The 14816-nt window shown below is 60.6% G+C and carries 10 protein-coding genes and 1 pseudogene; 7 read left to right on the top strand and 4 right to left on the bottom strand.

Annotation, left to right across the window (positions count from 1 at the left end):
• Positions 1 to 53 precede the first annotated feature (53 nt).
• The 6 genes from dinG (at position 54) to ACOZK9_RS16290 (ending at position 8545) form a co-directional block, all read left to right on the top strand.
• On the top strand, positions 54 to 2198 hold the full coding sequence (dinG, locus tag ACOZK9_RS16315) for an ATP-dependent DNA helicase DinG (RefSeq protein ID WP_058412376.1): 2145 nt from the start codon (positions 54 to 56) through the stop codon (positions 2196 to 2198).
• Between the two features lie 98 nt (positions 2199 to 2296).
• Positions 2297 to 4594, top strand: a complete 2298-nt coding sequence (locus tag ACOZK9_RS16310; RefSeq protein ID WP_058412375.1) for a beta-galactosidase — start codon at positions 2297 to 2299, stop codon at positions 4592 to 4594.
• Between the two features lie 83 nt (positions 4595 to 4677).
• A complete protein-coding gene (locus ACOZK9_RS16305) occupies positions 4678 to 5823 on the top strand; it encodes a serine hydrolase domain-containing protein (protein WP_122250010.1) in 1146 nt (381 codons plus the stop codon).
• A gap of 144 nt (positions 5824 to 5967) precedes the next feature.
• A complete protein-coding gene (locus ACOZK9_RS16300; RefSeq protein ID WP_122250007.1) occupies positions 5968 to 7140 on the top strand; it encodes an OmpA family protein in 1173 nt (390 codons plus the stop codon).
• Between the two features lie 27 nt (positions 7141 to 7167).
• Entirely contained in the window at positions 7168 to 7815 is a 648-nt protein-coding gene (gene pdxH / locus ACOZK9_RS16295) for a pyridoxamine 5'-phosphate oxidase (RefSeq protein ID WP_058412373.1), read from the top strand.
• Positions 7816 to 8080: 265 nt separating this feature from the next.
• Positions 8081 to 8545, top strand: a complete 465-nt coding sequence (locus ACOZK9_RS16290) for an outer membrane lipoprotein (RefSeq protein WP_056857494.1) — start codon at positions 8081 to 8083, stop codon at positions 8543 to 8545.
• Positions 8546 to 8661: 116 nt separating this feature from the next.
• On the opposite strand, the gene ACOZK9_RS16285 is transcribed toward ACOZK9_RS16290, so the two are convergent.
• The 3 genes and pseudogenes from ACOZK9_RS16285 to nhaA form a co-directional block, all read right to left on the bottom strand.
• On the bottom strand, positions 8662 to 9525 hold the full coding sequence (locus ACOZK9_RS16285) for a methyl-accepting chemotaxis protein (protein ID WP_421556223.1): 864 nt from the start codon (positions 9523 to 9525) through the stop codon (positions 8662 to 8664).
• Positions 9520 to 10284 (bottom strand): annotated as a pseudogene (locus ACOZK9_RS16280) (MCP four helix bundle domain-containing protein); the annotation flags it as partial. The gene ACOZK9_RS16285 and the pseudogene ACOZK9_RS16280, both read right to left, overlap by 6 nt.
• A gap of 215 nt (positions 10285 to 10499) precedes the next feature.
• On the bottom strand, positions 10500 to 11675 hold the full coding sequence (gene nhaA, locus ACOZK9_RS16275) for a Na+/H+ antiporter NhaA (protein WP_058412372.1): 1176 nt from the start codon (positions 11673 to 11675) through the stop codon (positions 10500 to 10502).
• Between the two features lie 216 nt (positions 11676 to 11891).
• Between nhaA and ACOZK9_RS16270 the strand changes: the two genes are divergently transcribed.
• Complete coding sequence (locus ACOZK9_RS16270) at positions 11892 to 12986, top strand: PLP-dependent cysteine synthase family protein (RefSeq protein WP_058412371.1); 1095 nt, start codon at positions 11892 to 11894, stop codon at positions 12984 to 12986.
• A 127-nt stretch (positions 12987 to 13113) separates the two neighbouring features.
• On the opposite strand, the gene ACOZK9_RS16265 is transcribed toward ACOZK9_RS16270, so the two are convergent.
• Positions 13114 to 14727: an NAD(P)/FAD-dependent oxidoreductase gene (locus ACOZK9_RS16265; protein WP_152750326.1), complete on the bottom strand. Its 1614-nt coding sequence runs from the start codon at positions 14725 to 14727 to the stop codon at positions 13114 to 13116.
• Positions 14728 to 14816 lie beyond the last annotated feature (89 nt).

Below are 14816 nucleotides of genomic sequence, written 5' to 3'. Positions count from 1 at the left end.
GGCCGATCCGAACCACTGAAAATTTATCCAGCGTTTTTTGCGCCCGACTATCCATGATCAGCACTGAACTCAAAACCACGATCCAGGGCGCTTATTCGCGTTTTCTCGAAGCCAAAAGCTTGAAACCGCGCTACGGCCAACGCCTGATGATCGCCGAAGTGGCCAAGGTACTCGGCGATATCGACACCGACGACGAAGGTCGGCGCAGTGGTGACCCCGCGATTGTGGCCGTTGAAGCCGGTACCGGTACCGGTAAAACCGTGGCCTACAGCATCGCCGCGATTCCCACCGCCAAGGCCGCCGGCAAGCGCCTGGTGATCGCCACCGCGACCGTCGCCCTGCAAGAACAGATCGTTTACAAAGACCTGCCCGACCTGATGCGCAACAGCGGCCTTAACTTCACCTTCGCCTTGGCCAAGGGCCGTGGCCGCTACATGTGTTTGTCCAAGCTCGACGTATTGCTGCAGGAAGGTCACGCGCAAACCGCCACGGCGTCGCTGTTTGAAGAAGAAGGCTTCAAGATTGAGGTTGATGAAGTCAGCCAGAAGCTCTTCACCAGCATGATCGAGAAACTCGCCGGCAACAAATGGGACGGCGACCGTGACAGTTGGCCCACCGCGCTGGAAGATGCCGACTGGGCGCGCCTGACCACCGATCACAGCCAGTGCACCAACCGGCATTGCCCGAACTTCGGCCAGTGCGCCTTCTACAAGGCCCGCGAAGGCATGGGCAAGGTCGACGTGATCGTCACCAACCACGACATGGTCCTGGCCGACCTGGCGTTGGGCGGCGGCGCCGTGCTGCCGGACCCGCGCGACACCCTTTACGTGTTCGACGAAGGGCACCACCTGCCCGACAAGGCCATCGGCCACTTCGCGCATTACACGCGCCTGCGCTCGACCGCCGACTGGCTCGAAACCACCGCCAAGAACCTCACCAAGTTGCTTGCCCAGCATCCGCTGCCTGGCGACCTGGGCAAGCTGATCGAGCAAGTGCCGGAGCTGGCGCGCGAGATCAAGACCCAACAGCAATTCATGTTCAGCGCCTGCGAGCAGGTTGCCGACTTCAGGCCCGGTGAAGACGTTGAAGGCCGTGAGCGGCCACGTCACCGCTTTGTCGGCGGGTTGATCCCCGAGCACATGCGCGAAATGGGCATTGAGCTGAAAAAGGGTTTTTCGCGGTTGACCGACGTGTTCACCCGCCTGACTGACTTGCTCAAGGAAGGCATGGATGGCGAAGTCAATATCGGCATCGCCAGCAACCAGGCCGAAGAATGGTACCCGCTGTTCGGTAGCCTGTTGTCGCGCTCCCAGGGCAACTGGGAGCTATGGACCGCATTTACCGTCGAAGACCCGGAAGACAATCCGCCCATGGCGCGCTGGTTGACCCTGTCGGAAAGTGGCGCGCTGTTCGATATCGAGGTCAACGCCAGCCCGATTCTTGCGGCGGAAATGCTCCGTCGTAACCTCTGGAACGTCGCCTACGGCTGCCTGGTTACCTCGGCCACGCTGACTGCGCTGGGCACCTTTGATCGCTTTCGCATGCGTGCCGGCCTGCCGAAAAAAGCCGTCACGGCGGTGGTGCCGAGCCCGTTTCACCACGCCGACGCTGGTGTGCTGCGGGTGCCGGACCTCAAGGCCGACCCAAGGGATGCACCGGCGCATACGGCCGCGATCATTCGCGACTTGCCTGCCCTGGTCGAAGGTTCACGCGGCACGCTGGTGCTGTTCTCTTCGCGTAAACAGATGCAGGACGTGTTTGACGGGCTTGACCGCGACTGGCGCAAGCAGGTGTTTATCCAGGGCAACCTGTCCAAGCAGGAAACCCTGAACAAGCATAAGGCGCGGGTTGATGGTGGCGATTCCAGCGTGCTGTTCGGGCTGGCCAGCTTCGCCGAAGGCGTGGACTTGCCCGGTGCTTACTGCGAACACGTGGTGATCGCCAAAATCCCGTTCTCGGTGCCGGATGATCCGGTCGAGGCCGCGCTGGCCGAATGGATCGAAGCGCGTGGTGGCAACCCGTTCATGGAAATCTCGGTGCCGGATGCCTCGTTGAAGCTGGTCCAGGCCTGCGGCCGCTTGCTGCGCACCGAAGAAGACCGCGGCACCATCACCTTGCTCGACCGTCGTTTGGTCACGCAGCGCTATGGCAAAGCTATCCTTAATGCTTTGCCGCCGTTCAGGCGCGAAATATCTTGAGCCAGCGTGGGCGAATTCGCCCACTGCGTGGTCTATCTCACCGCCAACATTTTGTGTCATCAGGCCAGTCATCGGCCGTCAGGGAGAACCTTGTTCGTATGATTCGCACGCTGCCCGCTCTTTTTGCTCTGCTGTTCGCCGCGCCTTTGATGGCCGCGCCCGCCGGGCAACAAACGCTGTTCAACTTCGTCCGGCCGGCTGATGTGGTCAAGGTGGCGACCCAGGACGCCAGCCTGCCGCAATACAATGCCGAACAAACGCCCGAAGGCGAGGTGTTGCGCCGCATCACGTTTAACCCGGCAGCCGAACCGAGCCTGGTGCTCAGCCCGCAGACCGGCGTGTGGGACTGGTCGCAGTCCGGCGCCATGAGCCTGCGTATCCAGAGCGCGATGGACTGGGCGCTGACCCTGTACGTCAAAGTGCAGAGCACGGACGGCAAGACCCTGGTCAGCCGTGTCGACCTGCCGGCAGGCCCGGCGCAGACCCTGCTGATACCGCTGCAAGCCAACTCGCCACTGAGCCAAGGCATGAAGGCCGGCCCGCCGATGCCGATCACGGTGGATGGCCAGCGTGTATTGCTGGCCAGCAGCGACGGGGCAATCGACCGCAGCCAAGTCGCGTCGGTCAGCCTGTCGATGATCAAGCCCAACGCCGCACAAAGCATCCTGCTGGAACGCTTTGGTGTGCAGGACAGCGAGCCGGTGCTGAAGGCGGCCTATAGCGAACTGGTCGATGCGTATGGCCAATCCACCCGCGCACGCTGGCCGGAAAAAGTCAGCAACGACGAGCAACTCAAGGCCGCAGCGACCAAGGAACAACAACAGCTCAAGGGCTGGCTGGCTGAGCGCAACAAAGCCTCCCTGGACCAATACGGCGGTTGGAACAAAGGCCCGGCGTTCGACGCCAGCGGGTTTTTCCGCACCGAAAAGCGTGACGGTCGCTGGTACCTGGTAACGCCCGAAGGTCATCCGTTCTATTCCTTGGGCGTCAACACCGTGGCCCCGGACAATAACCAGACCTACGTGGCTGGCCGCGAGTGGATGTTCGGCGCGCTGCCGAAGGCGGGCGAGCCGTTCGACAAGTACTACGGCCGTGGAGATAACCGTGGCGGCAACGGCGCCGATCAAGGCCGGGGCTTTAATGTGGGCCGTTGGTACGATTTTTACGGCGCCAACCTGCAGCGTACGTACGGCACCGAAGGCTTCGACCAAAAGCGCTGGATCACGCACACCCTCGACCGCTTGCAAGCCTGGGGTTTTAATACCGTGGGCAACTGGAGCGACGAAGCGCTGGCCAGTGCCGACCGTGTGCCCTACACCTTGCCGCTGTCGATTGTCGGTGACTACGCCAGCATCAGCACCGGCACCGATTGGTGGGGCGGCATGCCCGACCCGTTCGACCCGCGCTTTGCCATGGCCACCGAACGCGCCGTGGCCATTGCTGCCCGCGATCACCGTGATGACCCGTGGCTGATCGGCTTTTTCGCCGACAACGAGCTGGCGTGGGCTGGCCCCGGCGATGCTGCGAAATCCCGTTATGCGCTGGCCTACGGCACCCTGCGCATGACCACCGACGTACCGGCCAAACGCGCGTTCCTCAAGCAACTTCGCGACAAGTACCGTAACGAAGAAGGCCTGTCAAAAGCCTGGGGCATCCATTTGTCCGGCTGGGAATTGATGGAAGACCCAGGGTTCGAGCCGCCGATGCCAAGCCCTGAACACCCGGAAATCGAAGCTGACTTCAAATACTTCCAGAAGACCTTCGCCGATGCCTATTTCAAAACCATCTCCGATTCGCTGAAATGGCACGCGCCCAATCAGTTGCTGCTGGGCGGTCGTTACGCCGTCAGCACCCCGGAAGCGGTGGCGTCCTGCGCGCAGTATTGCGATGTGCTGAGCTTCAACATGTACACCCTCAAGCCCCAGGACGGTTATGACTTTGCTGCCTTGCACGCATTGGACAAACCGGTACTGATCACCGAATTCAACTTCGGCTCGGCGGACCGTGGCCCGTTCTGGGGCGGCGTGACCCAGTTGGCCAAGGAAGAAGACCGGGGCGCGGCGTACAGCAACTTCCTCAAGCAGGCCATGGCCGAGCCATCGATTGTCGGCGTGCACTGGTTCCAGTACCTGGACCAGCCGGTAACCGGTCGTCTGCTCGACGGCGAAAACGGTCACTTCGGCCTCGTCGGCATCACCGACCTGCCGTTTCAGGGCTTCGTCGACAGCGTGCGTAAAAGCAACCTGGCAGCGGTCGACCAATTGGGCAAAGCGGCGCAAAAAGCCAAGGCTGCCGGCGCTGCGCGTGACAGTGAAGGCAGTAAGGCGGGGCAACAAAGCCAAGGCGCGGGGCCGGGTGCCGGGCATGCCGGCGGGCACTCTGGAAACGGCCATTGATTGATCGTTGACGGGTTCACAAAACCGACAATGACTGGAACAATGTCGGCCACTTTAATAGCGTGTTTTCCAAGGCGGGTCAGGTGCAGATTCAGGGTCATTACGAACTCCAGTTCGAAGCGGTGCGGGAAGCATTCGCCGCCTTGTTCGACGACCCGCAGGAGCGTGGTGCCGGGCTGTGTATCCAGGTCGGCGGGCAAACCGTGGTGGACCTGTGGGCCGGCACCGCCGACAAGGACGGTGCCGAGGCCTGGCACAGCGACACAATCGTCAACCTGTTCTCCTGCACCAAGACCTTTACCGCCGTCACCGCCCTGCAATTGGTGGCCGAGGGCAAGTTGCAACTCGACGCCCCGGTCGCCAACTACTGGCCCGAGTTCGCCGCGGCCGGTAAAGAAGCCATCACCCTTCGGCAGTTGCTCTGCCACCAGGCGGGCTTGCCGGCGATCCGCGAGTTGCTGCCGGTTGAAGCCCTGTACGACTGGCAATTGATGGTCGACACCCTGGCGGCCGAAGCCCCGTGGTGGACGCCGGGCCAGGGCCATGGCTACGAGGCCATCACCTACGGCTGGCTGGTTGGCGAGCTACTGCGCCGCGCCGACGGGCGGGGGCCGGGTGAGTCGATCGTGGCGCGGGTTGCGCGCCCGTTGGGGCTGGACTTCCATGTAGGCCTGGCGGATGCAGAGTTTTACCGTGTTGCGCATATAGCGCGCAGCAAAGGCAATAAAGGCGATGAAGCCGCTCAACGCTTGTTGCAAGTTATGATGCGTGAACCGGCGGCCATGACCACGCGTGCATTTGCCAACCCTCCGTCAATTCTGACCAGCACTAATAAGCCCGAATGGCGGCGCATGCAGCAGCCAGCGGCAAATGGTCACGGTAATGCGCGCAGCCTGGCGGGTTTTTATAGCGGGTTGTTGGACGGTAGTTTGCTGGAAAGCGACATGCTCGAACAATTGACACGCGAACACAGTATCGGCCCGGATAAAACCTTATTGACCCAAACCCGTTTTGGCTTGGGCTGCATGTTGGATCAGGCGCAACTGCCGAATGCTACTTTCGGCCTTGGCCCGCGTGCGTTTGGGCATCCTGGTGCGGGCGGTTCGGTGGGGTTTGCCGACCCGGAACATGATGTAGCGTTCGGTTTCGTGACTAATACACTCGGGCCTTACGTACTTATGGACCCGCGTGCACAGAAGTTGGTCAGAATATTGGCCGGTTGTCTGTAAAGAGCTTGCTGTTTCACGTTTTTTTGTTACAAAGGCAAGTATAAGAAAGGCGCTGAACGAAATGTGGTTACTTTAATGTTCTGTAAGCGTCTGTTTAACGGGTCATCGAGACCCCCTGGTTTTTTCTCATTGTGTGGATACCTCATGTTATCGAACAAGTCCTTGGCACTGGCGCTGTGCCTAACGATTACTGGCTGCGCACAAACACCACAAAATGATGCCGAAGGAGGGCATTGGTGGTCATTTGGATCTGACAAGGCCGCTACCAAGGACGCAGTGACCCAAACCGACGTTAAGCCGGATGCCAAACCAGCCGCTGGCGCCAAGCCTGCCGCGCCAGTTGCCGCCGCTGCTCCAGCGCCTGCCGCTGCCGCCGCGCCTGCTCCGGTCGCCAAGGCTGACACCGGCTTCAACTGGTGGCCTTTCTCCACCAAGACTGCCGATGAAAAAGCCGCTGACGCCAAGGCCGACCTGAAAGCCGACCTCAAGGCCGCCACCCCGGCGTCCTCTGCAGACGCTGCCCCGGCTGTTGCCAAGACCGACACCGAGGCCAAATGGTGGTGGCCGTTCGAAAGCAAGCCCAAGCCATTGGCCAAGGTCGACGTGACCAACGTGCAGATGCCTGACCCGAAAATCACTCAGGCCTGGCTGGACGACTACGAGCCGCGCCTGCGTGACGCCATCAAGGACAGCAACCTGCAATTGGAGCGTCGCGAAAACGTACTGGTCGTGATCGCTCCGGTTGACGGCTCGTACAACCCGAAACGCCCGGCGATGCTGTTGCCAGTGACCCTCGGCCCGTTCACCCGTGTTGCCAAAGCGGTTGAAGGTGACCCTAAGACCGCCGTGCTGGTACTCGGCCACGTCGACACCAACGGTGCCGAGCCTGTTAGCCAGGCGCTGACCCGCGAGCGTGCGCAGTCCATCGCTTCGATTTTCAGCCTCAGCGGCTTGAAGCAGGATCGCCTGATGATGCGCGGCATGGGTGACCTGATGCCACGGGCTGCCAACGACAGCACCCAAGGCCGTGCGCTGAACCGTCGCATGGAAATCATGTTCACTCAGCGCACCACCATGCTGGCGTTGCTGAGCAAGTACAACTCGGGCAAACCACCGGTTGCCGACATGGTCGCTGTGCAAGCTGCACCAGCACCGGTAGCAGCGCCTGCGGCGAAAAAAGCGGTGCCGGCTAAAAAGGCCCCGGCCAAGAAAGTCGCCGCCAAGCCAGTCGCCAAAAAAGCCGCTGCCAAGCCTGCGGCGAAGAAACCTGCGCCGAAGGCCGATGCGCCAGCCTCCAACGACCAGGCGAAAAACTGATCCGTTGAAACACAAGGATAAAGCCGCATGACCCAGGCACTGGCCGATATGCGCCGTGACTACACACGGGACGGTTTGAGCGAGGCCCAGGCCCCGAGCGAGCCGTTTGCGTTGTTCCACCAATGGTTCGGCGATGCGGTGAAAACCGAGCAGCCACCGGTGGAGGCCAATGCCATGACCCTGGCCACGGTCGACCAGGACGGTCGCCCGCACTGCCGCATCTTGCTGCTTAAAGGCCTGGATGCGCAGGGCTTTACCTTCTTCACCAACTATCAGAGCGCCAAGGGCGAACAGCTCGCGGCGCAGCCTTACGCGGCCATGACCTTCTTCTGGCCAACCTTGGAGCGCCAGGTGCGCATCGAAGGGCGGGTGGTCAAGGTCACACCGCAAGAGTCGGATGCTTATTATCAGGTTCGACCTTTGGGCAGCCGTCTGGGGGCCTGGGCATCACCGCAGAGCCAGGTCATTCGTGACCGCGAAGAACTGCAGGACTTGCTCAAGGCCACCGAGCAGCGTTTCAGCGATACCCAGCCCGATTGCCCGGAGCATTGGGGTGGCTATCGCCTGTTGCCCGAGCGCATCGAGTTTTGGCAAGGCCGCGCCAGCCGCCTGCATGACCGCCTGAATTACCGTCTGCAAGCGCACGAATGGATTCGCGAGCGCCTGGCGCCCTGAGCGCGACCTTTCATCACCCCGCCTGAATGTTGCCCGCCACACCGAAGTCTCTGTGCAAGAGGCTTTGGGCGTGTGCGGCTGCGCGACTACAATAGCCAACAGACCCGTGACATTCATTGAAACAAGGTGAATGTCACCGTTTGTCGATTTTTCTGGTGCTGACAGTCTGTACTAAGGCTGAATGAAAGCAATTTTTTGACGTGCTTGCCGTGACAGGCGCCAAGCTGCGGCGTCTAATGAATACCTGTCCTTTGGAGTTGATGCTATGCGTAAGTCCGTTTTACTAGTTGCCTGCTTTACCACCCTGTCGTTGCTGCTGGGTGGCTGCGCCTCGAGTCTGACCGGCGACTCGTACTCCCGAGACGAGGCGCGTCGTGTACAGACTGTTCGCATGGGGACCATTGAGTCCTTGCGCCCGGTGAAAATCGAAGGCACCAAGACCCCAATCGGCGGCGCCGCAGGTGCAGTCATTGGCGGCGTTGGCGGCAGTGCCATCGGCGGCGGTCGTGGCAGTATTGTGACCGCAGTGATCGGCGCAGTAGCCGGTGGCTTGCTGGGTTCGGCGACCGAAGAAGGCCTGACCCGTACCCAAGGCGTGGAAATTACCGTTCGCGAAGACGACGGCAGCATGCGCGCTTACGTTCAGGCGGTTGAAGAGAACGAAATCTTCCGCATCGGCGACCGTGTCCGCATCATGACCGTCAACGGTACCAGCCGCGTTACGCGCTAAGCGTCAGGTGTAGAAGCACAAAACCCCAACCGGGTGACCGGTTGGGGTTTTTTGGTTTCAGGCGCCGGGGCTACTCATCCCAACGTGAGCAAGCCCCCTCGCCACAGGTGGGTGGCTCAAATCTGAAAGTGTTTGACCATCGTATTCAGTTCATGGGCCAGGCTGGCCAGTGATTGCGAGGCGGCAGTGGTTTGAGTCGAGCCTTCGGCAGACTGAATCGACAACTGCTGAATATTCAGCAAATTGCGATCGACCGCCCGAGCTACGTCGGCCTGCTCGGCCGCCGCAGTGGTAATCATCAGGTTGCGCTCGTTGATCTCATTGTTGGCCGCCAGAATATCCGCCAGTGCCTGCTGTGCCAGCTCGGCCAGCGCCAGGGTTTGCTGGGTCATGGCGGTGCTGTCGAGCATGGTATGCACGGTGCTGGCAGTATTGGTCTGAATGCTGCCGATCATGTGTTCGATTTCCTGGGTGGATTGCGCAGTACGGTGGGCCAGCGCGCGAACTTCATCGGCAACCACCGCAAAACCACGGCCAGCTTCACCGGCGCGGGCGGCTTCGATGGCCGCGTTCAGCGCGAGCAGGTTGGTTTGCTCGGCAATGGTGCGGATCACATCAAGCACTTTGCCGATGCCCTTGGCCTGTTCGGCGAGGCCGCCCACTTGCCCAGAGCTGACTTCAACGCCACGGGTCAACGCCTGGATGGCGTTCAGCGCCTCGACCATGCGTTGCTGGCCCTTCAAGGCGATGCTTCGCGACTCTTGGGAGAGGTCGGAGGTAGACGCCGCATTCCTTGCGACTTCTTCAATCGCGGTGGTCATCTCGGTGACGGCTGTGGCCGCCTGCTCGATTTCCCCATGTTGCTGTTGCAGGTCGCGGCTGCCTTCGGCCGTCACGGCATTCAGTTCTTCAGCCGCCGCTGCCAGTTGGCTGGATGAGCCGGTTATTTGCCGCAGGGTCTGTACCAGGTTGTCACGCATGATCTCCTGGGCTTTGAGCAGGCGCGTGGCCTCGTCGTTGCCGTTTGGATTGATCGGCTGGGTCAGATCGCCCTTGGCGATGGTTTCGGCAACATGTACTGCTTCAATGATCGGGCCGGTAATGCTGCGGGTCAGCAGCCAGGCAACCAGAATTGTGCCGCCACTCACCAACAGGATGACGATGCTAATGCCGGTTACCGCATGTTGATAAGCGCTTACGGAGGTCTGGCCGGCCTGTTCAGCACCTTTGTTGGCGAGGTCTATCAGTTGATCGAAGTTCTTGGTCATCTGCTCATAACTTTCTCGAATGCTGTTGAGAAAGTCGCGAGCGCTGGCCTTATCGCCCGAGCGCGAGCGTTTGAGCATCTCGGTATGGTTCTTCGCGTACGCATCCAGGCTCTGATTGAAAACATCCAGCTTGGCTTTTTCATCCGCGTTGCGCAGCAGAGCTGCGTACTGCGTGAGCTGCTCCTTGACGCTTTTCAGGCGGCCTGCGGATTTGTCTTCGTAGGTTTGCATGTCGGCGTCGCTTGACGACAGGATGTGCGCCATTTCGCCCAAGCGAAAACGGTCAAGCGACGCATTCGCCAAGGCCAGGATCCTGACGCGCTGCATCCAGTTGTTTTGAATGTCGGCTGCCTGCGACTGGACTTCGCCAATCTGCTTGAGCGCAAACAGGCCGAGAAACACACTCAGTGACGCAATGGCGGCGAAGGCGATGAAGGCTCTGGCAGCGATTCTTATATTTCTCAGGAACATGGGGTTGTCGCTCGGGCTGGGTACGCGTTGATGAGCCGTGTCGGCGGGTGTTTCAGGCGGCATTCACGTCGCCACATCACCCGCCACACCAGCTAGTCGGCGGCAAGCTGAAAGTCTTTAGGCACGCGCGGGCGGAATGTCGACTTAATCTCGGTGGCGCAAAAGAAAAACCCCAGACGGGTGACCGGCTGGGGTTTTTTGGGTGTTTCAGAGGGCTAGGCTTTTTTGCGACTCGCCATCGCGGTCACCGCGTAGCCGATACAAGCGGCCAGGATCGACCCGGTCAAAATCCCCATTCGGTCTTCGCCTGCGAATTCACTGGCACCCGGCACAAACGCCAGCGAGCCGACGAACAAGCTCATGGTGAAGCCGATACCGCACAGGATAGCCACACCGAACACCTGGCCCCAGTTGGCGCCGCTGGGCAGCGCGGAGAGGCCGGTTTTCACGGCAAGCCAGGTGAGGCCGAACACGCCGATGGTTTTGCCGATCAGCAACCCGGCGGCGATACCCATCGGCACATGGTGAGTGAAGCTCTCCAGGCTCACGCCCGTGAGCGACACGCCGGCGTTGGCAAAGGCGAACAGCGGCAGAATGGCGTACGCCACCCACGGGTGCAGCGCGTGTTCCAGCGTGAGCAGCGGCGAAGGCTCGGCGTTTTTAGTGCGCATCGGGATGCAAAACGCCAGGGTCACGCCGGCCAGCGTCGCGTGTACACCACTTTTGAGCACGCACACCCACAGGATCAGGCCGATGATCAGGTACGGCCCCAGTTTGATCACGCCCAGGCGGTTCATCGCGATCAAGGCAATCAAGCAAGCGCCGGCGCCTGCCAGCGCGGCACCGGAGAGGTCGGCGGAATAGAACACGGCGATGACGATGATCGCGCCCAAGTCATCAATAATCGCCAGGGTCATCAGGAACAGTTTCAGCGACACCGGCACGCGCTTGCCCAGCAAGGCCAAGACGCCCAGCGCAAAGGCAATGTCGGTGGCCATTGGAATTGCCCAGCCTGCGAGCGCGGCGGGGTAATCCTTGTTGATTGCCCAGTAAATCAGTGCAGGCACGACCATGCCGCCAATCGCCGCGGCACCGGGTAACACCACTTGTGACGGCTTGGACAGGTGGCCGTCAAGCAGCTCGCGCTTGACCTCAAGACCTATCAGCAGGAAAAACAGGGCCATCAGGCCGTCGTTGATCCACAGCAGTGCAGGCTTGGCGATTTGCAGCGCGCCCACTTGCGCGACCACGGGCACCTCAAGAAAGGCGTTATAGAGGTGCGACAGCGGTGAGTTGTTGATGATCAGCGCCAACGCGGCAGCGGCAATCAACAGCAGACCACTGGCGGCCTCCAGCTGGAAGAAACGGGTGAAAGTGCTACGCAGAGGCAAGGGATGCTCTCCAATCCGAGTTCAATAGGGGCGTACCCTAACCCGTACGGTTAGTTGTTAAAACAAAAGTTATATTCTTATTTGTTATAAGCGCAGGGCAGGCGCTGTGTTGCGTTAACGCCCGGCAATTGTGTGTCCAATTGAGTGGTTACTGTATCTGTGTGCAGTGTAGGAAACGCCCTAAAATTGGGGCTGAAATCTTCAGAGACGCACCGTATGAACGACCACCGTACCTGGGCCCGCGAAGCCATTCGCATTATCGAAGCGGATTTTCAGCGCAGCGCCGACACGCACCTGATCCCTTTGCCATTGCCGGGGTTGCCGGGTATCGAGTTGTACTTCAAGGACGAGTCCAGCCACCCCACCGGCAGCCTGAAACATCGGCTGGCGCGTTCGCTGTTCTTGTACGCGCTGTGCAATGGTTGGCTCAAGCCAGGTGCCCCGGTGATAGAGGCGTCCAGCGGTTCGACGGCGATTTCCGAAGCGTATTTTGCGCGCTTGCTCGGCCTGCCGTTTATCGCGGTAATGCCCGCCAGCACTTCCCAGGCAAAGATCGCGCAGATCGCCTTTTATGGTGGCAAAAGCCATCTGGTGAAAGATCCGACGCAGATTTACGCCGAGTCCGAACGGTTGGCGCAGGAAAGTGGCGGGCATTTCATGGACCAATTTACCTACGCCGAGCGGGCGACAGATTGGCGGGCGAACAACAATATCGCCGAGTCGATCTTCCAGCAGATGCGCTTTGAACATTACCCGGAGCCGAGCTGGTTGATTTCCAGCCCCGGCACCGGCGGCACCACCGCGACACTCGGGCGTTACGTGCGTTATCGCCAACATTGCACCCGCGTGCTGTGTGCCGATGCCGAGCGCTCGGTGTTCTTCGACTTTTACCAGAGTGGTGACGCCAGCCTGCGTCTGGATTGCGGCTCGCGTATCGAAGGTATCGGTCGGCCACGGGTTGAGGCGTCGTTTTTGCCCAAGGTGATAGATGCGATGGTCAAGGTGCCGGATGCACTGTCGTTAGCGGCGATGCACTATTTGGCTGAGCGTCTGGGGCGGCGGGTTGGCGGGTCCAGTGGGACGAACTTGATTGGCGCGCTGGTGGCGGCGCAGCAGATGAAAGCGGCGGGTGAGTCGGGTTCGATCGTGGCGATTTTGTGTGACGGTGGGGAGCGGTATGCCACTACCTATTATGATCAGGCCTGGTTGCTGGGGCAGGGGTATGAGCTGGGCGGGTTGATTGCGGCTGTCGCTGCGAGTGTGGAGCGCGGCGAGCCGCTGCCGGAGACGGTGCAGCGGGCGAATATCTAACAGCTCCCACACCTGCCAACGCTGTGGGAGGGGGCTTGCTCGCGATTACGGTGTGTCAGATAAATATTTTTCAACTGACACACCGCAATCGGGAGCAAGCCCCCTCCCACAGTGAGCAAGGTGGCGATTAAGCCTCAATACCCAACATGCTGCGCACCAACGCTTCCGCAATCCGAATCCCGTCAACCCCCGCCGACAGAATCCCACCGGCATAACCTGCGCCTTCACCGGCCGGGAACAGGCCTTTGACGTTCAAGCTCTGCATCGACTGGTCACGGGTAATGCGCAAGGGCGAAGAGGTGCGGGTTTCGATACCCGTGAGCACCGCATCGTACAGCGAGTAGCCTTTGATCTGCTTCTCGAACGCCGGCAGCGCTTCACGAATCGCTTCAATGGCAAAGTCCGGCAACGCCAGCGCCAAGTCGCCTAACGCCACACCGGGCTTATAGGACGGCTGCACACTGCCAATCGCGGTGGACGGCTTGCCCGCGATGAAATCACCCACCAGTTGCGCCGGTGCCTCGTAGTTGCTGCCGCCGAGGATGTAAGCGTGGGACTCCAGGCGTTCCTGCAACTCGATACCCGCCAACGGGCCGCCGGGGTAATCGACCTCGGGTGTGATGCCGACCACGATGCCGGAGTTGGCATTGCGCTCGTTACGCGAGTACTGGCTCATGCCGTTGGTGACGACGCGGTTCGGCTCCGACGTCGCGGCCACCACCGTGCCGCCTGGGCACATGCAGAAGCTGTAGACCGACCGGCCGTTCTTCGCGTGGTGCACCAGTTTGTAGTCGGCAGCCCCGAGTTTCGGGTGCCCGGCGTATTTGCCCAGGCGCGCGGCGTCGATCAGCGACTGTGGGTGTTCAATGCGGAAACCCACCGAGAACGGCTTGGCCTCCATGTACACGCCACGGCCGTGCAACATGCGGAACGTGTCGCGGGCGCTGTGGCCCAGCGCGAGGATCACGTGCCGGGACAGAATCTGTTCGCCGCCATCCACCACCACGCCGTTCAGCTGACCGTCTTCGATCAGCACGTCGGTGACGCGCTGTTCAAAACGCACTTCACCGCCGAGGGCGATGATTTGCTGGCGCATGTTTTCGACCACGCCGGTCAGGCGGAACGTTCCGATGTGCGGCTTGCTGACGTAAAGAATTTCTTCCGGAGCGCCGGCCTTGACGAATTCGTGCAGCACTTTGCGACCGTGGAATTTCGAGTCCTTGATCTGGCTGTAAAGCTTGCCGTCGGAGAACGTTCCGGCGCCGCCTTCACCGAACTGTACGTTGGACTCGGGGTTGAGCACATTTTTGCGCCACAGGCCCCACGTGTCCTTGGTGCGCTGGCGCACTTCGCGACCACGCTCCAGGATGATCGGCTTGAAACCCATCTGCGCAAGCAACAGGCCGGCGAAAATGCCGCACGGCCCAAAACCGACCACAACAGGGCGCTCGGTCAGGCCTTCGGGCGCATGGCCGACTACTTTGTAGCTGACATCCGGTGACGGGTTGATGTTGCGGTCATCGGCGAACTTGCGCAGCAGGTCAGCTTCGCCCTTTACGTTCAGGTCGACGGTGTAGATGAAGCACAGCTCCGACGATTTTTTGCGGGCGTCGTAGCTGCGTTTGAACAGGGTGAAATCGAGCAGGTCATCACTGGCGACGCCCAGGCGCTGCACGATGGCAGGCCGCAGGTCTTCTTCGGGATGGTCGATGGGCAGCTTGAGTTCGGTGATTCGTAACATGACGGGATCCGGTAGGCGGCGGACAAAGAGGCCGGCTGTTTTGCAAACCGGCGATTATAAGCCCCAATCGCCGGTTTTCGTCATGTTAA

Source organism: Pseudomonas kitaguniensis, from assembly GCF_049199985.1.
In the GTDB taxonomy this organism is placed as follows: Bacteria; Pseudomonadota; Gammaproteobacteria; order Pseudomonadales; family Pseudomonadaceae; genus Aquipseudomonas; species Aquipseudomonas kitaguniensis.
The sequence above is the reverse complement of the archived record's forward strand: the minus strand, read 5'-3'. Positions and strand labels throughout refer to the sequence as shown.

Excerpts from the sequence above, each read along its gene's own strand:
- dinG (WP_058412376.1), top strand. The coding sequence starts at position 54 with ATGATCAGCACTGAACTCAAAACCACGATCCAGGGCGCTTATTCGCGT.
- ACOZK9_RS16310 (WP_058412375.1), top strand. The coding sequence starts at position 2,297 with ATGATTCGCACGCTGCCCGCTCTTTTTGCTCTGCTGTTCGCCGCGCCT.
- ACOZK9_RS16300 (WP_122250007.1), top strand. The coding sequence starts at position 5,968 with ATGTTATCGAACAAGTCCTTGGCACTGGCGCTGTGCCTAACGATTACT.
- pdxH (WP_058412373.1), top strand. The coding sequence starts at position 7,168 with ATGACCCAGGCACTGGCCGATATGCGCCGTGACTACACACGGGACGGT.
- ACOZK9_RS16290 (WP_056857494.1), top strand. The coding sequence starts at position 8,081 with ATGCGTAAGTCCGTTTTACTAGTTGCCTGCTTTACCACCCTGTCGTTG.
- ACOZK9_RS16285 (WP_421556223.1), bottom strand. The coding sequence starts at position 9,525 with ATGCGTGACAACCTGGTACAGACCCTGCGGCAAATAACCGGCTCATCC.
- ACOZK9_RS16270 (WP_058412371.1), top strand. The coding sequence starts at position 11,892 with ATGAACGACCACCGTACCTGGGCCCGCGAAGCCATTCGCATTATCGAA.
- ACOZK9_RS16265 (WP_152750326.1), bottom strand. The coding sequence starts at position 14,727 with ATGTTACGAATCACCGAACTCAAGCTGCCCATCGACCATCCCGAAGAA.